General features: G+C 72.7%; 15 protein-coding genes and 2 rRNA genes. 9 read left to right on the forward strand and 8 right to left on the reverse strand.

The features are described 5' to 3' along the window. Positions 1–13 precede the first annotated feature (13 nt). The 4 genes from BLR33_RS31125 to BLR33_RS31140 form a co-directional block, all read right to left on the reverse strand. Positions 14–1,030, reverse strand: coding sequence for a hypothetical protein (locus BLR33_RS31125; protein ID WP_176930675.1), 1,017 nt, complete (start codon positions 1,028–1,030; stop codon positions 14–16). Positions 1,031–1,050: 20 nt separating this feature from the next. Next, positions 1,051–1,707 (reverse strand): hypothetical protein, encoded by a 657-nt coding sequence (locus BLR33_RS31130; RefSeq protein ID WP_093788000.1) that lies wholly within the window; start codon positions 1,705–1,707, stop codon positions 1,051–1,053. Positions 1,708–1,824: 117 nt separating this feature from the next. Beyond that, positions 1,825–2,544: a phosphatase PAP2 family protein gene (locus tag BLR33_RS31135; protein WP_245771780.1), complete on the reverse strand. Its 720-nt coding sequence runs from the start codon at positions 2,542–2,544 to the stop codon at positions 1,825–1,827. Between the two features lie 266 nt (positions 2,545–2,810). After that, positions 2,811–3,818, reverse strand: coding sequence for a C40 family peptidase (locus BLR33_RS31140; protein WP_093788001.1), 1,008 nt, complete (start codon positions 3,816–3,818; stop codon positions 2,811–2,813). Between the two features lie 276 nt (positions 3,819–4,094). On the opposite strand from BLR33_RS31140, the gene BLR33_RS31145 reads away from it, so the two are divergent. The 6 genes from BLR33_RS31145 to BLR33_RS31170 all read left to right on the forward strand — a co-directional run bounded on the left by BLR33_RS31145 (position 4,095) and on the right by BLR33_RS31170 (position 11,607). Further along, a complete protein-coding gene (locus BLR33_RS31145; RefSeq protein ID WP_093788002.1) occupies positions 4,095–4,403 on the forward strand; it encodes a hypothetical protein in 309 nt (102 codons plus the stop codon). Between the two features lie 259 nt (positions 4,404–4,662). Continuing rightward, positions 4,663–5,502: a hypothetical protein gene (locus BLR33_RS31150; protein WP_093788003.1), complete on the forward strand. Its 840-nt coding sequence runs from the start codon at positions 4,663–4,665 to the stop codon at positions 5,500–5,502. Then, positions 5,492–6,847 carry a hypothetical protein gene (locus tag BLR33_RS31155; protein WP_176930677.1) on the forward strand — a complete coding sequence of 452 codons (1,356 nt, stop codon included), beginning with the start codon at positions 5,492–5,494 and terminating at the stop codon, positions 6,845–6,847. Before BLR33_RS31150 ends, BLR33_RS31155 begins: the two co-directional genes overlap by 11 nt. Beyond that, positions 6,844–8,388, forward strand: coding sequence for an SCO6880 family protein (locus BLR33_RS31160; RefSeq protein ID WP_093788004.1), 1,545 nt, complete (start codon positions 6,844–6,846; stop codon positions 8,386–8,388). The genes BLR33_RS31155 and BLR33_RS31160 overlap by 4 nt, the downstream gene beginning before the upstream one ends. A 140-nt stretch (positions 8,389–8,528) precedes the next feature. Continuing rightward, the gene (locus BLR33_RS31165; protein ID WP_093788025.1) at positions 8,529–9,938 is read left to right on the forward strand and encodes an ATP-binding protein; all 1,410 of its coding nucleotides are present in this window, start codon (positions 8,529–8,531) and stop codon (positions 9,936–9,938) included. A 4-nt stretch (positions 9,939–9,942) separates the two neighbouring features. After that, the gene (locus tag BLR33_RS31170) at positions 9,943–11,607 is read left to right on the forward strand and encodes a type IV secretory system conjugative DNA transfer family protein (RefSeq protein ID WP_093788005.1); all 1,665 of its coding nucleotides are present in this window, start codon (positions 9,943–9,945) and stop codon (positions 11,605–11,607) included. An 80-nt stretch (positions 11,608–11,687) separates the two neighbouring features. On the opposite strand, the gene BLR33_RS31175 is transcribed toward BLR33_RS31170, so the two are convergent. Then, complete coding sequence (locus BLR33_RS31175; protein ID WP_093788006.1) at positions 11,688–13,403, reverse strand: cytochrome c biogenesis protein DipZ; 1,716 nt, start codon at positions 13,401–13,403, stop codon at positions 11,688–11,690. 355 nt (positions 13,404–13,758) lie between these two features. Between BLR33_RS31175 and BLR33_RS31180 the strand changes: the two genes are divergently transcribed. Beyond that, on the forward strand, positions 13,759–14,760 hold the full coding sequence (locus BLR33_RS31180; RefSeq protein WP_245771781.1) for a hydroxyacid dehydrogenase: 1,002 nt from the start codon (positions 13,759–13,761) through the stop codon (positions 14,758–14,760). A 115-nt stretch (positions 14,761–14,875) separates the two neighbouring features. Next, positions 14,876–15,748: a hypothetical protein gene (locus BLR33_RS31185; RefSeq protein ID WP_093788007.1), complete on the forward strand. Its 873-nt coding sequence runs from the start codon at positions 14,876–14,878 to the stop codon at positions 15,746–15,748. On the opposite strand, the gene BLR33_RS31190 is transcribed toward BLR33_RS31185, so the two are convergent. Beyond that, positions 15,729–16,808: a sigma-70 family RNA polymerase sigma factor gene (locus BLR33_RS31190; RefSeq protein WP_093788008.1), complete on the reverse strand. Its 1,080-nt coding sequence runs from the start codon at positions 16,806–16,808 to the stop codon at positions 15,729–15,731. The two genes, BLR33_RS31185 and BLR33_RS31190, sit on opposite strands and share 20 nt — an antisense overlap. 241 nt (positions 16,809–17,049) lie before the next feature. Between BLR33_RS31190 and BLR33_RS31195 the strand changes: the two genes are divergently transcribed. Then, a complete protein-coding gene (locus BLR33_RS31195) occupies positions 17,050–18,501 on the forward strand; it encodes an MFS transporter (protein ID WP_218136738.1) in 1,452 nt (483 codons plus the stop codon). Positions 18,502–18,573: 72 nt separating this feature from the next. Here BLR33_RS31195 and rrf read toward each other — a convergent pair. Beyond that, positions 18,574–18,690 (reverse strand): 5S ribosomal RNA (gene rrf, locus BLR33_RS31200). A 95-nt stretch (positions 18,691–18,785) separates the two neighbouring features. After that, a 23S ribosomal RNA gene (locus tag BLR33_RS31205) occupies positions 18,786–19,129 on the reverse strand; the annotation flags it as partial.

The raw sequence follows: 19,129 nt of genomic DNA on the forward strand, positions 1-19,129 counted from the left end.
ACCGCCGCGGCCGTCACCGGTTGACGGACTGGATGTCCTGGACCGTGACGTCCTGGTTGAACTCGAAGGTGCCGCCCGGCAGATCACCACCGGTGCCGCCACTGCCGGTCCAGGTGACCTTCCAGCGGATGGTGGCCGAGAGCGGGAAGGTGCCGCTCCCCGATGAGCGACGGTAGGTCAGACCACACGGCGGCACGTCGTTGCCGTCCGCACGCGTGTAAGGCCGACCGACCGATCCGTCCGGGTTCAACGGGCAGTCACCAGAGGCCGGGTAGACGTCGGCATCGGGGGTGCCGGGTTCCAGATGCAGGCCGACCGGTTCGGCAGTCGTCCGGGCCCAGATACCCAGGGAGGCGAGCCGGGCAGTGACGGAGACCGGGTGAATGTCGCTCTTGGTCAGCCACGCCCACGTGTTGAGGTTCACGGTCTGCGTGTGCTGTGCGTCAGGGGAGAGTTCGACGACCTTGTCGGGGACGCGTAGGCGGTCGTAGGCGGATTCGGCGAGGATCTCGGGCGTGACGGTCGGCCCGGGGCCGGGCGGCGGGGTCCTGCCGTTGAGCACCCAGTCGTCGTACTCCTTGAAGCAACTGGTCGACGCCGGATCGGCCAGCCGATTGGGATTCACCTGGCCGTTCCACCACATGCCCTTGCCGCTCTCGGCGATCTCGAAGTCCTTGTGCGGGTGGCCGTTGACGTAGTAGTCCCGTTGTTTCTGGTCCCAGACGTACCCGGTGGACTCCTCGGCCCAGACCCCCTCGCGCTCGGTCTTCAACTCCTGCGGGTCGGCAACGGGTGCCATCCAACAAGGCGGTGGAGTCCACTGCGTGGTAGCCGCGAGTGGATGGCCCTGCGGCACCGCAGCCGGGCTGTAGGTCACCTCGTACGCATGGGCGTGCGCGTCGATGCTGGTGCCGCCGTCGTCGGTTCCGCCACCGACGTTTCCGCCACCTACGTTTCCGCCACCGCCCTTACCGCCCGCGTACGCGTCGGTCGCGCTGAGGGAGACAGCCATGGCCAGCACCAGGACCACCAGGGACCCCTTGCGGAACCTCACGGCTGGCATTCCTTCGCGCCGCGCTGGGACACGACGTAGTCGGTCTGCCAGACGCCTTGCTTGTCCTTGGCCAGCCGAGTGTTGTAGAGCACGTAACTGTCGGCTGTCGTCGGTGTGTTGTCGACCTTCCCGTTGCTGTGCTTGATGAACGCCTTGCTCTCATCGCTGCAGTAGACCACCGAGGCCTCACCGGACTTGAGGAAGGTCACCTTGCGCTGGAAGAAGCGCGTCGTGCCGATCCAGGTGTCCTTCTTGCCGAGGTAGCCGTCAACGAAGCTGACAGCGGACTCATACCCCTGGCCAGTGCTGTAGAAGGCGATATGGGAGGTGTCCGACGACCGCTTGAGGATCGCCTCGTCCATCGAGTTGACCCACTGCTGATTGTCGGCGAGAACCGCATCCTTCTTCGGGTCGCCGGTCTGCTGGTCCTCGAAGACATTCTGCGCACCGTGCGGCAGCGCGATCACCGGGCGCCGTGCCGCGCTCGAAGCCGGCGGCGCCGAGGTCGTGGTGGCGGCCGTGGGGGTGGCGGGGGAGGTGGTGATCTTGTCGGAGTTCGTCGAGGAGTTGCTGCTGCAGGCGGTCAGGAGGAGGGCCGCGGTCAGGGCGGTCGTGGCGACGGCGGCGGCCGTCGGGAGGGTGGTGCGGGACACGTAGGACAACCCCCGTAGAAGACATGGGCATCGGGCACAGCGCGGACCGACGCTACCTTCGGGTAGCGCGGCACAGGAAGCACGGGCTGCTTACTGTGACACATCCGTCACAGCTCGTCAGGCCGCGAGATCCTTGTCGGTCGCGCTGTGCCGCATCCGCCGCGGCGGGTCCAAGTCGCCCTGGGGGGCGGCCGGTCGGGGAGCGCGGATCAGCGGCCCCAGCCGGGTAGGAGCCAGCGCGCGGGCCGGCGCGGTGAGGAGCGCGACCGCGGGCGGCGCGAGCAGCAGCACCGTCGCCGTCCCCAGCGCGTAGCCGCCGATCACGTCCGTCGGGTAGTCCGCGCCGACGTAGACCTGGCAGAAGCCCTCGGCCAGGGCGACGAGCAGCGCCGCGATCCCGTACCGGCGGCTCACCATGAACAGGGCGACCGCGACCGCCGCCGTCACCGCGGCCTGGCCGCTGACGAAGGAGTACCGGCTGCCGCCGTGCACCAGCACCTCCAGCCCGTCGTGCTCGACATACGGCCGGGGCCGCTGCACCAGCGCGCGGACCGGGATGTCGAGCAGCAGGGCGAGGCCGGCGGCCAGCGGCGCCCACAGCACGCCGGCGACGGCGGCGGGCGCGTCGGCGGAGCGGCGGGCCACCCGCCACCAACACGCCAGCGCCAGCAGCCCCGTCAGGACCACCAGCCCGTACCCCCCGGCCGCCTCCACCACGCGGTCGACCCCATGGGGGGCGTGCCGGGCGAGGCCGTTGATACCGCGGAGCATGCTGATGTCGGGGTGGACGCTACTGCTCGCGACCTTGGCCATGGTGGCGTACCCCTTGTCCCGCATGTGTCGCGTGTTCGCAGGTGGCTCCTGCGCAACCTCCGTCGCATGCGTCTCGCTTCATTCTCCCCGTACAACGGCCCGCACGGTACGTGGCGTTCCGGTATTCGCCGGATGATCACCAGGCTGTTATGCAAGGGTGACCAGGAGGAACGGCCCGGGGGCCGCAAGGGCCCGACGCTTGGGCCAGAACATCACCCTGCGCAGCAGGAACACCCGCACCGGGCGGAATGACGGCAACTCAACCTGTTCCCGGACGGAATGAGGGCCCCTCAGGCCCCCGCCTGCGTCGGCAGCGCCTGCGCCCCGTCGTCGGTGACCCGCGTCGCCCCGATGTAGTCCGCGCTGTCGATCCGGTCGAAGCGGATGACCGCCCCGGTGTGCGGCGCGTCGATCATGTAGCCGCCGCCGACGTAGATCCCGACGTGGTGGATGGAGCGCGGGTCGTTCAGGTCGTAGGCGAAGAACACCAGGTCGCCGGGGAGGAGTTCGGCGCGGGAGGGGTGCGGGCCGGCGTTCCACTGGTCGTTGGCCACCCGGGGCAGCGTGATCCCGACCGAGCGGTACGCGGCCTGCGTCAGGCCCGAGCAGTCGAACCGCCCGCCCTGCGCGGCCGTCCCCTCACCGCCCCACAGGTACTTCGTGCCGAGCTTGGACTGCGCGTAGTTGATCGCCCCCGCCGCCTGCTCGGAGGGCGCGAGGCGCGAGACGGGCGCCGCGAAGCTCTCCGCCAGGGTGCGGATGGACTTCACGTAGTGCTGCGTCTCGGCGTACGGCGGGATGCCGCCGGCCTGGATCACCGCGTAGGCACCGGCGTTGTAGGAGGCGAGCATGTTGTCGGTGGTGTCGCCGGGCACGTCCTTGACGTAGTCGGCCAGCTCGCAGTCGTACGTGGCCGCCGAGGGGATCGCGTCCTGCGGGTCCCAGACGTCGGCCTTGCCGTCGCCGTTCCCGTCGATGCCGTGGGTGGCCCAGGTGGAGGGGATGAACTGCGCGATGCCCTGTGCCTCGGCCGGGCTCTGGGCGTGCGCGTTCCAGCCGCTCTCCTGGTACAGCTGCGCCGCGAGTACCGCCGGGTTGAGGGCCGCGCACAGGTCGCCCCACTTGAGCACCAGGGCCGCGTACTCCTCCGGCACGGCGCCCTTGGCCAGCGTCACCTCGCGGCCACTGCCGCCGGCGAGCCCGGCGGCCGCCGAGAAGGTGCCGACCACCAGCAGCGCGATGAACGAGAAGCACAGGCCGACGGTGATGCTGACGACGAGCCAGACCCGGCGTCCCACGGCCCCACCCTCCGCTCGGCGCGGGTTCCGTACGGTCCGTACGTTCCCGTCCTTATCGTTGCCCTACGGTGATGCTCGTGATACACAGAGTAGTCGACTGCGTCTCTCGAACACCGGTCCGTGTCACAGTCTGACTGCTGCGGCCCGGATCACACGGACGATCCGCCGAGAAAGTCGCCCAGTCGACATCCAACAGCGGAATCCTCCGTCAAGATAGATGATGGCCCCTTGCGCCCCGGCGAGGGAGCCAACTGATCGAGCGGGGTGGTGAGTTACATGTTTCTGGCAGCGGCGAAGGGCGACATCAACACCATCATCGGTGGCATCGCCCCGGACTGGGGGCCCTTCGGGTCCCTGGGCAACGAAGCACGTGTGATGGTCGAGGTGGTCATGGCCGTGGCGATCCTGCTGTGCCTGGCCATCGCGATCTGGGGCGCGGCCAAGCAGCGCATCGGCGCGACCGCGCTGCGCGACACCTTCAGCGCGGAGCAGGGCAAGGGCCTGATCATCGCCGGGCTGACCGGCGTGTTCATCATCGGCTCCCTGGGCACGCTCTTCACCATCGTGTACGGGATGGCCATCTGAGCCCTGACCGCCCTCACGTCCCGTCAGGGCCCGCCCGGGGGCGGCACCGTGGCCGCCCCGGCCGGCGCGCCCGTACCCCGGCGGCGTTCCGGAGCCCGTCCCCGGCCCCGAACCGCCCCTGAGCATCCGAGTACCCGATGAGCCGTTCCGACCGTCCCGACCGAGGCTGCGTGCTGATGCCCACTCGATCAAGCAGCGGTGTCGCCCGCGACACACGCCGATGCGGCCTGCCCGCCGCGCGCCGGGGGGCGACCGCGCGATGAGCTTCGGTCAGGACCCGGACGGACCGCCGACCCGGACCCGGATGCCCGAGGGCCACCTCGGCCCGGGCACCGCCGGGCGCCGGCCCCAGCCCCGGCGCGCCCTGGTGACGGTGGTGAGCGTCGTGGTCGTGCTGATCGCCGCGCTCGCCTTCGCCACCCGCGGCGGCGGCAGCTCCTCCTCCAGCGACGACGCGGGCGGCGCCACCGACAGCGGCACGCACGTCTCGGCGGGGCACAGCACCGCCACCGCCCCCTCGGGCACGGCACCGGTCACCACGAAGGCCGACGGCATCCCCTCCGGCTTCCCGCACACCGCCCAGGGCGCCCAGTCCGCGGCGGCGAACTACGCGGTGGCGCTCGGCGGCACCGACATGTTCGACACCGCCGCGCGGCACCGGATCGTGGCCGACCTCTACACCCCGCAGGCCACCGCGACGCTCCAGGGCCAGCTCGACCAGGCGTACTCCAGCAGCGCGATCCGCGCGCTGGGCCTGGACGCCGACGGGACCGCGCCGCAGGGCCTGACGTTCGTCTCGCGCACGGTGCCGGTGGGCACGAAGGTCACCGCGCAGTCGGCGGACGCGGCCACCGTGGAGGTGTGGTGCACCGCGCTGTCCGGGCTCGCCGGGCAGGGCTCCACCAAGCCCGTGACGACGTCGTGGTTCACCATCACCGAGAAGCTGGTGTGGACCGCGGCGGGCGGCGGCGACTGGAAGATCGGCGCCTCCAGCCAGAAGGAGGGCCCCGCTCCGGTGAGCGGGGACCAGCAGGTCGCCACGGCAGACCAGATCGCGGGTGCCGTACAGCAGTACGGAGGGTTCACCTATGCCAGGTAGCAGCGCCCGCGTCCGCCGGGCGGTCGGCCTGCCCGCGCTCGTCCTCGCCGCGCAGGCGGCGCTCTGGTCGCTGGCGGCCCGGGCCGCGGCCGCCCCGACACCGACACCCACCGGGACCGTGCCGGGGGCCACGCCCTCCGACGACCCGTGCCGCCTGCTGTCGGGCCCCACCAAGCAGTACTGCTCCAGCGGCACCACTCCCGTGGCGCCCAAGGGCGGCTCCGACCCGACGAGTTCGCTCGACCCCCTCACCTCGCTCGGCAAGGGCTGCGCCGAAGCCGCCTCCTGGACCATCGACAAGCTCTCCACCGCCGTCACCAAGACCTCCGAGGTCGACTTCACCAACACCGCCTTCCTGCGCCAGTACGCCGTGGTGTTCGCCGCCTCGACAATCCTGACGCTGATCCTGTGGCTGCTGGCGGTCGCCAAGCGGGCGGTGCGCGGGGTGCCGATGACCGAGGCGCTCACCGAGGCGGTCGGCTTCCTGTGGCTGACCGTGCTCGCCTCGGCCTTCACGCCGCTGGTGCTCTACACCGTGGTGTCGGCCACCGACGCCGTCACCGACGTGATCTCCTCGGGCACCAAGTCCAACACCGACGTCTTCTTCGGCTCCTTCTCCAGCGCCCTGCAGAAGGGCACCGACATCGGCGGCGGCCCGATCATGCTCATCGTGGTCTCGCTGGTCTCGGTGCTGGCCGCCGGCGTGCTCTGGCTGGAGCTGGTGATCCGCGCCGCCCTGCTCTACGTGGGCGCCCTGCTCGGCACCGCGGTGTACGCGGGCCTGGTGGACAAGAACATGTGGCACCACGTCAGGCGCTGGGCCGGCATCATGATCGCGGTGATCCTGGTGAAGCCGGTGATCGTGGTGGTGCTGGGCCTGGCCGGCGCGCTGTCGTCGACGAAGGACGGCCCCGACGCCTTCTCCGCCGTCGTCTCGGGCCTGGCGATCATCCTGCTGGCCATCTTCGCCAGCTTCATGATCTACCGCTTCGTGCCCGGCTTCGGCGACGACGTGGTCTCGCTGCGGGCCGGCCGCAAGGCCGGCGGCCAGAGCCAGGCCGCCGCGGTGATCTCCTCGCCGGCCGCGCTGGTCCGCCAGGGCATCACCACCCACAGCGCCCGGGGTGCGGAGCAGCCGCAGGGCGGCGGCCAGCCGGCGAACCCGGTCTCCGGCGGCATCGCCGCCCACAGCGCCCGCGGCGGCGGCTCCGGCGGCGCGGACGGCCCGGCCGCCCCACGCTCCGGCAGCGGTCCGCTCGGCGGCTCCCCGTACCGGTCGGGCCCCGGCCGCGGACCGGGTACGGGAACGAACAACGGCTCTTCGCAGGGAGGTGAGCGCCGGTGACGACCCAGCCCTTCGCCCAGCCGCGCCGGACGTATCTGATCGGCAAGTCGCGTCCGAACGCGATCGTCGGCAAGAACCGGGAGACCGGCGAGATCGCGCTGATCATCGCGGGCGCGGGTCTGGGCATGCTGTGCGGCCTGCTGATCCCGGTGCTGCTGCTGCGGATCGTCGGGCTGGTCGGCTGGCCGCTGCTGGCGCTGGCCGCGGTCTACATGCCCTACCGGCGGCGCACGTTCTACCGCTGGTTCGAGATCAACCGCACCTACCGCCGCACCCTGCGGGTCGCGCCCACCTACCGCTCCTCGGTGCAGGAGGCCGGCACCCGGCTGGACGGGCGGGAGGTCGAGGTGGGGCCGCCGCCGGGGATCGGCCGGATCACCTGGCTGTCGGCGCCCTTCGGCCCGGACGAGATCGCGGTGCTGCTGCACGTGGACCGCCGCACGGTGACCGCCGCCATCGAGATCGAGGGCCCGGGCGTGGGCCTGCGCGACAGCGAGGACCAGGAAGCCCTGGTGGAACGCTTCGGCACCCTGCTCAAGCATGTCGCCAACGGGGACGGCTTCGTGACGCGGCTGCAGATGCTCGCCCGCACCCTGCCCGCCGACCCCGACGCGCACGCCAAGGACGTGGCCCAGCGCGGCGAGCCGGCCGCCGAGCAGTGGCTGAAGGACTCCTACGACCAGCTGCAGTCGATGGTGTCCACCTCCTCCGAGCAGCACCGCGCCTACCTGGTGGCGTGCATGCACTTCACCCGGGAGCTGGCCGCCGAGGGCAACGCGATGGCCCGGGCGACGACCGTGCGCGGCGCGAAGGTGGACAAGGACAGCGGCCTGGCCGCGGTGATGGCCCGTGAGCTCAACGACATCTGCGCGCGGCTGGCCGAGGCCGACATCCGGGTCCGCCAGCCGCTCGGCCAGGCGCGTCTGGCCTCGCTGATCCACTCGATGTACGACCCGGACCACCCGATCGACCACATCCAGGCGATGACCCGGCGCAACGCCTGGCCGGCCGAGATGGACGCCACCGAGCCGACGTTCCTGCAAGCCAAGACGCGTGAGTCGGCGACCCGGGCGCCCTGGCACCACGCCACCGCCTGGGTCAAGGAGTGGCCGATGACGCCCGTCGGGGTGAACTTCCTTGCTCCGCTGCTGGTGCACACCCCCGACGTGATCCGCACGGTCGCGGTGACGATGGACCTGGAGCCCACCGATGTCGCCATCGAGCGGATGCTGACGGAGAAGACCAACGACGACGCCGAGGCGAGCCGGGCCGCGAAGATGAACCGGGTGATCGACCCGCGGGATGTGGCCCAGCACGGCCGGGTGGACCAGCGCGGCCAGGACCTGGCCAGCGGCGCCGCCGGGGTGAACCTGGTCGGCTACATCACGGTCTCCTCGCGCTCCCCCGAGGCGCTGGCGCGCGACAAGCGCACCATCCGCGCGTCGGCCGGAAAGTCGTATCTGAAGCTCGAATGGTGCGATCGTGAACACCACCGGGCCTTCGTCAACACCCTGCCCTTCGCCACCGGCATCCGCCGCTGATCCGGCCGGGGCGCCGGGAGCGGGAAGAAGACTCCGGGAGGAGCCGGACGGCACGCGGCAGGACAGGGCAGGGACAGGGCAGGACACGACAGGGCTGAGAAGAGCCGGGAAGAGCCGAGAAGAGGAGGTCACCGATGCAGATGCCGGACCCGCTTGCGGCGATCACGGACGCGTTCACCAGTTTCCTGTTCGGGCGGGTGGAGACCACCCGGCTGCCCGTACGCACCTCGACGGGCCAGGCGCAGGCGGTCTACCTGCCGACGGCCGCGCCGGGCCTGGGCGACTCCGGGGTGATCATCGGCCGGGAGGTCTACTCGGGCAAGGGCTACATCTACGACCCCTTCCAGCTCTACGGCCAGCAGCTGCCGGCCCCGCACTGGCTGGTGCTCGGCGAGTCCGGCAACGGCAAGTCGGCGCTGGAGAAGACCTACGTGCTGCGCCAGCTGCGGTTCAAGGACCGCCAGGTGGTGGTGCTGGACGCGCAGGGCGAGGACGGCGTCGGCGAGTGGAACCTGATCGCCAACGCGCTGGGCATCACCCCGATCCGGCTGGACCCGATGGCGGCGCTGGACGGCGGGATCAAGCTCAACCCGCTGGACCCCTCGATCACGGTCACCGGCCAGCTGGCGCTGCTGCGGACCATCATCGAGGTGGCGATGGGTCGCGGCCTGGACGAGCGGTCGGGCTTCGCGCTGAAGGTCGCGCACGCCTACGTCGCCGAGACGGTGACGGACCGCCAGCCGATCCTCACCGACATCGTGGACCGGCTGCGGCACCCCGTCCCGGAGTCCACCGAGGGCATGAACGTCGAGGTCGACGATGTCCGCGCGTGGGGCTTGGACGTGGCGCTGGTGCTGGACCGGCTGGTCGACGGCGACCTGCGGGGCATGTTCGACGGGCCGACCAGCGTCGGCATCGACCTGGACTCGCCGCTGATCGTCTTCGACCTCTCGCACATCGACCGCAACTCGATCGCCATGCCGATCCTGATGGCGATCGTCGGGGTGTGGCTGGAGCACACCTGGATCAGGCCGGACCGCAAGAAGCGCATCTTCCTGGTCGAGGAGGCCTGGCACATCATCAACTCGCCGTTCGTGGCGCAGTTGTTCCAGCGGCTGCTGAAGTTCGGCCGCCGGCTCGGCCTGTCGTTCGTCGCGGTGGTGCACCACCTGTCGGACGTGGTGGACGGCGCCGCGGCCAAGGAGGCGGCGGCGATCCTGAAGATGGCCTCCACCCGCACCATCTACGCCCAGAAGGCCGACGAGGCGAGAGCCACCGGCCGGGTGCTGGGCCTGCCGCGCTGGTCGGTGGAGATCATCCCGACGCTGACCCCGGGCATCGCGGTGTGGGACGTCAACGGCAACGTGCAGGTGGTCAAGCACCTGGTCACCGAGACCGAGCGGCCGCTGGTCTTCACCGACCGGGCCATGACGGAGAGTTCGGCGGACCACGACGCGGACCTGGAGGCCGAGGCCGAGGCACGGGCGGAGGCGCACGCGGCGGCCCAGGCCGCGCTCGCCGAGCACATGGCAGACGACGCGGTGGCGTGAGGTCATGGCCAGGCGGAAGGAGTCACCGGGCGGCCTGCCCGACGGCCTGCTGATCGGGATCATCGGCCTCCTGCTCGCGGTGACCCTGCTGGTGTGGACGGCCACCGGGATCGCCGCCGTGCTCGCCCACGGCGCCTGGCCGGACGCGGTGCACTTCACCCGCACCCCGCGCGCGATGCGCTCCCTGGTCACCCAGCCGCACGACCTGGCCGCCGCCTGGCCGCAGGCCCCGGCCCGCCAACTGCCGGGCGCAGGGCTGTTCTGGTGGGTGTTCGTCGGGCAGGCCGTGCTGCTGGTCGTCGCCGCGGTCCGGGTGATGAACGCGGTCGCCCGGCTGCGCGGCACCCGCCCCCCGAAACGCCGCGAACCCCGCCGCCCCAGGCCCGCCCCGCCGTACGGGGAGGAGGCCGCCTACGGCGACGAGGAGGCGCGGGACGGCGCGGACGCCACCGCCGTGCCCGCGCCGCGCCGCCGCCCGGCCCCGTACGCCAAGGGCGGCGACGAGAGCCTGGACGCCTGGTTCCGTACGGTGCCGCGGGCCGTCCCACCCGGCGACCCCGAGGACCCGCCCACGGCCGTGCTGTCCCCGGCCCCCCAGAGCCCGCCGGCCCCGCCGTCCGACCCACGCCTCGCGGCCCTGGCCGACGGCGAGATCACCGGCACCTACGCGCTGTTCGCCGAGCCGCGCGGCGACAAGGCCAAGCGCCTGGTGCAGCCGGCCGTGCTGGCCGCCGCGGGACCCGTCCTCGTCACCACCGCCGACCCCGACACCTACCACCAGACCGCCGGCAACCGCGCCAAGCTCGGCCCGGTGCTCGTCTACGACCCCGCGCACCTGGTGGACGTCCCCGGCCGGCTGCGCTGGGCCCCGCACGGGGAGTGCGAACTGCCCGGCACGGCCCGGCTTCGGGCGGCCGCCCTGCTGGCGCCCTTGCGCACCGCCCGCGCGGAGGAGGCCGTCGTCCACGACACCGCGGTGACGCTGCTGCGCTGCTGGCTGCACGCGGCCGCCGTCGACGGGCGGCCCTTCCGGCAGGTGCAGCGCTGGGCGGCCGGCGGCGCGGCGGCCGGCGAGGCCGTCCGCGTGCTGCGCACCGACCGCGCGGCCGCCTCGGGGTGGAGCGGCGAGCTGGAGTCGGTGCTGCACGCCCACCCCGAGCGGCGCGACGCCGCCCAGGCGCTGATCCGCCGGGCGCTGGAGCCGCTGAACGCCGTGCACATCCGCGACGCGTGCAGCCCGGGCAGTTCCGGGGGCCTGGACGTGGAATCGTTCGCCGCCGAACGGGGAACGCTGTACGTAGTGGGCGAGCGGATCGAGGACCCGCGCTCCCACCCGGGCGCGATGCCGCTGCTCACCGCGCTCGTCTCCAGCGTGGTCGAGCACGGCCGGCGCATGGCCGCAGGGTCACCCGCCGGTCGGCTCGACCCACCACTGACCTTCGTCCTCGACGACGTCGCCGCCCTCGCGCCCGTCCCCGAACTGCCCGCGCTGCTCGCCGACGGGCGCGAGGCCGGGTTGCCCGCGCTGGCCGTCCTGCGCTCCCCCGAGCAGGCGCTGGCCCGCTGGCAGGCCCCCCTGTGGCAGGACGCCGACCTGCGGCTCGCCCTCGGCGACGCCACCGCGGAGGCGCTGGCCCCGGCCGTCCCCGACGCCCTGCGCATCCGCTGACGGCCCCTCAAGGCGCCTTGCCGGCACTTCCCGGGCACGCTTCAGGCGCCCTCCAGGCGCCCCGGGCGTGCCCGAGGCCGTCATCCGAAGGTGAAGGAGTACGCGCTCAGCCCCGGGCTCAAGGTCACCGTGAGCACGCCCTGCCGCGGGCTGCTGCCGCTGACCACCGGATAGATGTCGGGTGCGCCCGAGACGTGGAAGGTCTTCGTCGTGCTGCCGAAGCGCGCGGTGATCGTGCCGGTGCCGCCGACGTCGAGGTAGACGTCGTCCGCGGAGAAGTTCAGCTCGATCGACGCCTGCCGGCCCGAGGTGATCGCCTCGCCGCCGACCGTCCACGTGCCGGAGAGCGCGAAGGAGCCGGGCACCGGCGGCGCGGCCGGCGGATAGGTGCGGGTGCCGTTGTCCAGCGGCCCGTCCGCCCCGAACTGGGCCCGGTCCGAGCCGAGGTAGGTCTCCGGGGACTGGTCATCGTCGCCCGGTGTGGTGTCGGGCACATCGGTCGGCCTCGGCAGGGCGTGGCCGGGGTGGGCAGCGGCGAGCAGCTGGCGGATCAGCGTCTCGTCGTCGCCGTAGCCGCCCTCTCCCACCGCCACGTGCCGTACCTGGCCCCGGGAGTCGATCAGGTAGGACGCGGGCCAGGAGTCGTTGCCGAAGGCGTTCCACGTCGTGTACGCGTTGTCCAGCGCCACCGGATAGGTGATGTGCAGCCGCTTCACGCCCGCCGCGACGTTCGCGGGCACGTGCTCGAAGGCGTACTCGGGGGTGTGCACGCCGATGACGACCAGCCCGTCGTCCCGGTAGGCCCGGTACCACGCCTCGACGTGCGGGATCGCCCGCTGGCAGTTGATGCACGAGTACGCCCAGAAGTCGACCAGGACGACCTTCCCGGCGAGGTCCGCCTTCGTCAGCGGCCGCCCGCCCGGGGTGTCCAGCCACTGCTGGATGCCGGAGACCGCGGGCGCCGGGCCGCAGTCGGCGAGGTCGATCGCCGGCGCCGCCGCGCACTTCTGCAGGCCCGCCGCCTGCTTGGGGGCGAGCTCCTTGGCCGCCTTGGTGCCGTCCAGCGCCTTGTTCAGGCTCGCGGTGTAGTCCGGCACCGCCCGCTGGATCGCGTCGGTGACGTTGAACGTCAGGGCCACCGCCAGCGCGATGACGACCACGCCGGCGGCGAAGCGCACCGCCCGCTGCCGCTCCCGGAAGGCCCGCACCCGCTCGGCCACGCCCCGCCCGGCCAGCGCGAAGAACAGCAGCGGGGCCGCCGTGCCCACCGCGAAGGCCGCGGTCAGGGCGACGGTCTGGACGCCGATGCGGTGGGTGGCCCCGGCGACGGTGATCGCGGCCAGCACCGGGCCCGCGCACGGCACGTACACCGCGCCCAGCGCCAGCCCCAGGACGAACCCGCCGCGCCCGCCCGGCACCTGGCGCCGCCCCAGGTAGGCGAAGGGCCGCTCCAGCAGGTCCTGCACCCGCGGCACCATCATCGCCACGCCCAGCACGGTGAGCACCGCCAGGCCCGCCCAGCGGATGCTGTCGGCGGGCAGCGGCAGCGCGCCCAGCACCAGGGTGCCCAGCAGCGTGAACACCGCGAAGCTCAGCGCGAGTCCGGCGACCACGAGGTAGGGGCGGCGCCGGTCCGCGCGCTGCCGTGCCTCCTGCCGGACGGCGGCCCGGCCGCGGGCCGAGCCCGCGGGCCGCGCGCCCGCGGTGAGGAAGACCACGGGCAGCACCGGCAGCACGCACGGGGAGATGCCCGTGAGGAAGCCGCCCACCAGCCCGATGAGCACCAGCGTGACCACGACGTACGAACCCTTTCGGCACGGCTCGGCCGGCACTCGCGCGGGCGGCCCTGCGGCCTTCACGCTAACCCCGCGCCCACGCCCCCGGCGCCGTCCTGGCGCCCGTTCACCGATCCGTAAGACCTGTACGGACCGGGCCGCGCCCGCGTTCACCCCGCCCGCGCCTTCCCGACCGCCGCCTCCCACGGAAAGGAAACGCTTACTGTGCCCCGCCGGACCCCTCGCGCGCCCTCCCGGAACCACCGTCGCACAACGTCCCGGCCCTCTGCGGGCGTTGACGGCACCCCCGACCCGCCTTAGGCTCCCCTCGCCGGAAAGAAAACGATTACCTGCCGATCAGACCCGAGGGGCGCACATGGCGGACCGCCCGAAGCTGGTGCTGGCGATGGCCCCCGACGTCCTGGCCCTCGTCCTCCCGCCGGCGCTGCGGGCCCGGCTCGACGCCCTCGCCGACGTCCACCCGGTCCTCGTCACCGACACCGCAGAACCCGCCGCGGCCGCCCCCCTCGCCGACGCCCAGGTGCTGCTCACCGGCTGGGGCGCCCCCGTCCTGGACACCGCCGCCCTCGCCCGCGCCCCGCGCCTGGCCGCCGTCGTGCACGCCGCCGGCACCGTCAAGGGCCACGTCCGGCCCGAGGTGTTCGCCCGCGGCATCGCCGTCTCCTCGGCCGCCGACGCCAACGCCGCCCCCGTCGTGGACTACACCATGGCCGCCGTGTGGTTCGCCGCCCGCCGCGCCCTGGGCACCGCCGCCGACTACGTGGCGGGCCGCCAACCCGCCCTGACCGAGCGGCGCGGCGCCGACGGGGCCGTCATCGGCGTGATCGGCGCCTCCCGCATCGGCCGCGGTGTCATCGCCCGCCTGCGCGCCGCCCCCACCGGCTTCCGCATCCTGCTCGCCGACCCCTACGTCACCCCCGCCGAGGCCGCCGCACTGGGCGCCACCCTCACCGACCTGGACGACCTGTGCCGCGGCAGCGACGTCGTCACCGTCCACGCACCCGACCTGCCCGAGACCCGCCACCTGCTCGACGCCCGGCGGCTCGGTCTGCTGCGCGACGGCGCCGCCCTGGTCAACACCGCCCGCGGCAGCCTCGTCGACACCGACGCCCTCACCCGCGAGTGCGCCACCGGCCGCATCGACGCCTACCTCGACGTCACCGAACCCGAGCCCCTCCCCCGCGGCCACCGGCTCCTCGCCCTGCGCAACGTCCTGATCACCCCGCACATCGCCGGCGCCCAGGGCACCGAGGTCCAGCGCCTGGGCCGCCACGCCGTGGACGACGTCGAACGGTGGATCCGGGGCGAACCGCTGCTCGGCGCCGTCCACGCCGCCGACCTGGCCAGAATCGCCTGACCCGCGCCGCGCCCGCACCGCGCGGGCACGCGGCCTCTGTCACCGCGGCCGTTTCCCTCCCCATACTTGAGCCGTCACCGGCATGACGCCGAGGCAGCCGTAAGGGGGCACGCCCGTGATCTCGGAACCGGAGATGACCGGCGGGTCCGGCGAGGACCCCGCCGGGCAGCACAGCCGCGACACCCCGGGAGCGGCCACCCCCGACGTCCTCGACGGCACCGGCGCTCTCACGCCCGGCGTCCTCGGCGGCGACGTCCTCAGCGGCGGCACCGAACCGCTGCGCCCGCCCCGCCGCACCCCGCGGGCCCCCCGCCCGCCCGGCACCTGGCCCCTCGCCCGCGCCCCCTGGGCCTGGGCGCTGGCCGGCGCCCTCGTCGCCTCGGCCGGATGGGCGGCCGGTGGCACCCTCGCCGAGCGCGCCCACCACCACGGCCCCGACCTGCACGGCTACCGCATCGTCGGCAGCCCCTGCATCGGCAGCGCCCTCGAGCCGCTCTTCGACGCCACCCCCGCCGACGGCTTCAGCCCCTGGCCGGCCAACGAGTCCACCGGCCCCGCACTCGACCGCGTCGACTGCACCGCCGTCTCCACCACCGACCCCGAGGCCAAGCACGCCCAGTTCGAATACCTCGCCACCGTCTCCGTCGAACTGCACAAGAAGACCGACCCCGGCCCGGAGTTCCACGACGAGCGGGCACTGGACTGGCAGACCGTGCAGCGCGCCGACACCGTCACCACCGTCCCCGGCCTCGGCGACCAGGCCTACCTGCTGACGGTGATCCCCAGCCAGATCCAGCTCAAGGTGCTGCAGGGCGGCGCCGTCATCGTGGTCGGCCTCACCATCCAGCGCACCGAGCCCGACGACGGCGACCCCACCGTCACCTACGACACCACGCCCTACTCCCAGCCCGACATCGACCGCTACCGGCCGGCGCTGATCAGCACGGTGCGGTCGGTGATGACGAAGCTCAAGATGCCGGAGCTGTAAGGGTGTTGCCGGGCCTGCGGGCCGGGCCGCCGTAGCGCAGCGAGCGGGGCAGGCCGAACACCGGCAGCAGGGCGTTGTCCGTGAAGCGGGTCAGCCCCGAGATCCGCCCGCCCGCCAGCGTCAGCACCATCACCCCGTGCCCGTGCAGGATCGCGTTGTCGGGGGTACGCAAGTAGCACCCGTACGCCGGCTGCCCGTTGGCCCGCGTCGCCACCAGCACGTAGCGGTGGCACGAGGCCATCTGCGGCGCCCGCAGGAAGTTCCCCGCGGCCGCGGCACCCCGGTACTCCAGCGGCAGCGGCGGCATCGTCAGCAGCACGTCGTCGGTGAGCAGGGCGACCACGGCGTCGATGTCGCCGCTCTCGAAGGCCCGCACGAAGCGCGCCGCCACCTGCCGCTCCAGCGCCGAGCCGGGCGCGGGTGCCGCCTCCCGGTCCGGACCCGCGGGCACCTCGGCCGCGAGCGTTGCCCGTGCCCGGCTCAGCGCGCTGTTCACCGCGGCGCTCGTCGTACCGAGCATCTCGGCGGCCTCGGCCGCGCGATAGCCCAGCACGTCCCGCAGCACCAGCACCGCCCGCTGCCGCGCCGGAAGGTGCTGCAGCGCGGACAGGAAGGCCAGGGAGACCGACTCGCGCTGCTCGTAGCGGGCGGCGGGACCCGGCGCCCGATCCGGCAGGTCCGCCATGAGGAGGTCGGGGTACGGCTCCAGCCAGACCGGCTCGCTGCCGCGGTGCGTCGGCTCCGGCAGCCACGGCTTGGCGGCCACCGGGGGCCGCGCGAGGCGCCGGGAGCTGTCCCGCAGCGCGTTCAGGCAGCGGTTGGTGGCGATGCGGTACAGCCAGGTGCGCACCGAGGAGCGCTCCTCGTAGGCCGCGAGGCCGCGCCAGGCCGCCAGCAGCGTCTCCTGCAGCAGGTCCTCGGCGTCCTGCACGGAGCCGAGCATGCGGTAGCAGTGCACCTGCAACTCCTGCCGGTAGGGCTCGGTGAGCTGCCGGAACGCCTCGCCGTCCCCTGACCTCGCCCGCGCCAGCACACTCGCCGCCACCTGTGTCGCCGCCATACCCCGCGCCTCCTTCACGCCTCTGCACGTGTGCAGACACCGACGGGGTGCGGAAGTCATCGCCGCGGACGGTGCTTTCGGGGCGGGGCGGGGATCGGGGCGGCCGGCGAGAAGGGGCTTCCCCGGAAGGGAGCCGATCGGAGGGGATGTGCCGCGATGCCACGGTCGCGGCCCGCGACACGTTTCCGGGCGGCGCGGTGTCCGTACGACACGACCGCTCGACACCGTATTCGGAGGACACGTGAGTTCCCCAGCAACACCCGCCCCTGCATCGCCCGACAAGGCACCGCCGCGCGGTGTCGTGCCGCCGAACGACACCGCACCGGGACGGCTGCCCCTGACATCGCAGCAGCGGTGGGCCCTGGGCCTGGCGTCCGTCGGCTCGTTCATGGTCATCCTCGACATGCTCGTGGTGGCCACCGCCCTGACCGCGATCCAGCGCGACCTGCACGCCTCCATGACCGACCTGGAGTGGACGGTCAACGCCTACACGCTCAGCTTCGCCGTCCTGCTGATGACGGCGGCCGCGCTCGGCGCCCGCTACGGCCGGCGGCGCTTCCTCGCCGCCGGCTTCGCCCTGTTCTCGCTCGCCTCGGTGGCCTGCGCGCTCGCACCCAACACGGGCGTGCTCATCGCGGCCCGCACCGTGCAGGGTGTCGGCGCCGCCGCCATCATGCCGCTCGCCCTCGGCCTGCTGAACTCCGCCTTCCCGCCGGCCCGCAGGGGCTGGGCGATCGGCATCTACGGCAGCCTCGGCAGCACCGCCGTCGTCCTGGGCCCCGTGATCGGCGGGGTGCTCACCCAGGGGCTCGCCTGGGAGTGGATCTTCTGGCTGAACGTGCCGATCGGCCTGCTGGCGATCCCCGCTGTGCTGCGCCGCACCGAGGAGGGCTACGGCAACCGGCACGCCCCCGTCGACCTGCCGGGCCTGACCGTCTTCACCCTCGCAGCCGTCGGCCTGGTCTGGGGCCTGGTCCGCTCGGGGGCCGCCGGCTGGGGCAGCGCGGAGGTGGTCGGCACGCTCGCCGGTGGCGCGGTCCTCGCGGTGGCCTTCGTCGCGATAGAGGCCCGTACGCCCGCCCCCATGCTGCCGTTGCGGCTCTTCCGCTCGCGCTCCTTCTCGGCGGGCAACGCGGTGATCCTGCTGCTCAGCAGCTCGATGACGGGGGCCGTGTTCCTCATGACGCAGTACCAGCAAATCAGCCTGGGCGAGGGCCCCTTCGCGACGGGACTGCGGATGCTGCCCTGGGGGGTGCCGCCGGTGCTGCTGGCCGCGAGTTCCGGGGCGCTGACCGACCGCCTGGGCGAGCGGCCGCTCGCCGTCGCGGGTCTGGTCTTCCAGAGTGCCGGCATGGCCTGGCTGGCGGTGGCGTGCACCTCCGGTGCTTCGTACCTGTCCATGGTGGTGCCGATGTCGCTGGCCGGGATCGGCTTCGCGCTGGGCATTCCGGCGGTCACCAAGGCCGTGGTCAGCACGAGCGCTCCGGCCGACATCCCCATGGCCTCGGGCGCCTACAGCACCACCCGCCAGCTCGGCGGCGCCTTCGGCGTGGCCATCCTGTCGGCGGCCTTCACTGCCGCGGGCTCCTACGGTTCGGGGGCGTCGTTTGCCGACGGCTTCCGTGCCGCCCTCGCTGCGGCCGCGGCTCTGGCGGTTGCCGGCGCCGTGGCGGCGATGTTCCTCGACCGATAGCGCCGGCGCCCGCACAACGCAAAAAAAGCTCGGGTCCTCCGAATTTCTTCGGAGGACCCGAGCTGAATGATTGTTCGGCGGTGTCCTACTCTCCCACAGGGTCCCCCCTGCAGTACCATCGGCGCTGAAAGGCTTAGCTTCCGGGTTCGGAATGTAACCGGGCGTTTCCCTCACGCTATGACCACCGAAACACAGTGAAACACACCAACCCACACCCGCACCCCTGTCACAGGGGTGGGTGGGGTGCTGGTTGCTTCAGAACCACACAGTGGACGCGAACACATATGGACAAGCCCTCGGCCTATTAGTACCGGTCAGCTCCACCCCTCACAAGGCTTCCACATCCGGCCTATCAACCCAGTCGTCTACTGGGAGCCTTACCCCATCAAGTAGGTGGGAGCCCTCATCTCGAAGCAGGCTTCCCGCTTAGATGCTTTCAGCGGTTATCCCTCCCGAACGTAGCCAACCAGCCATGCCCTTGGCAGAACAACTGGCACACCAGAGGTCCGTCCGTCCCGGTCCTCTCGTACTAGGGACAGCCCTTCTCAAGACTCCAACGCGCGCAGCGGATAGGGACCGAACTGTCTCACGACGTTCTAAACCCAGCTCGCGTACCGCTTTAATGGGC

This window comes from Actinacidiphila guanduensis, assembly GCF_900103985.1.
GTDB classification, from domain to species: Bacteria; Actinomycetota; Actinomycetes; order Streptomycetales; family Streptomycetaceae; genus Actinacidiphila; species Actinacidiphila guanduensis.

Bases quoted from the DNA above. Each gene is read 5' to 3' on its own strand.
- BLR33_RS31170 (WP_093788005.1), top strand. From the start codon at position 9,943: ATGGCCAGGCGGAAGGAGTCACCGGGCGGCCTGCCCGACGGCCTGCTG.
- BLR33_RS31150 (WP_093788003.1), top strand. From the start codon at position 4,663: ATGAGCTTCGGTCAGGACCCGGACGGACCGCCGACCCGGACCCGGATG.
- BLR33_RS31190 (WP_093788008.1), bottom strand. From the start codon at position 16,808: ATGGCGGCGACACAGGTGGCGGCGAGTGTGCTGGCGCGGGCGAGGTCA.
- BLR33_RS31165 (WP_093788025.1), top strand. From the start codon at position 8,529: ATGCCGGACCCGCTTGCGGCGATCACGGACGCGTTCACCAGTTTCCTG.
- BLR33_RS31135 (WP_245771780.1), bottom strand. From the start codon at position 2,544: ATGCGGGACAAGGGGTACGCCACCATGGCCAAGGTCGCGAGCAGTAGC.
- BLR33_RS31180 (WP_245771781.1), top strand. From the start codon at position 13,759: ATGGCGGACCGCCCGAAGCTGGTGCTGGCGATGGCCCCCGACGTCCTG.
- BLR33_RS31145 (WP_093788002.1), top strand. From the start codon at position 4,095: ATGTTTCTGGCAGCGGCGAAGGGCGACATCAACACCATCATCGGTGGC.
- BLR33_RS31155 (WP_176930677.1), top strand. From the start codon at position 5,492: ATGCCAGGTAGCAGCGCCCGCGTCCGCCGGGCGGTCGGCCTGCCCGCG.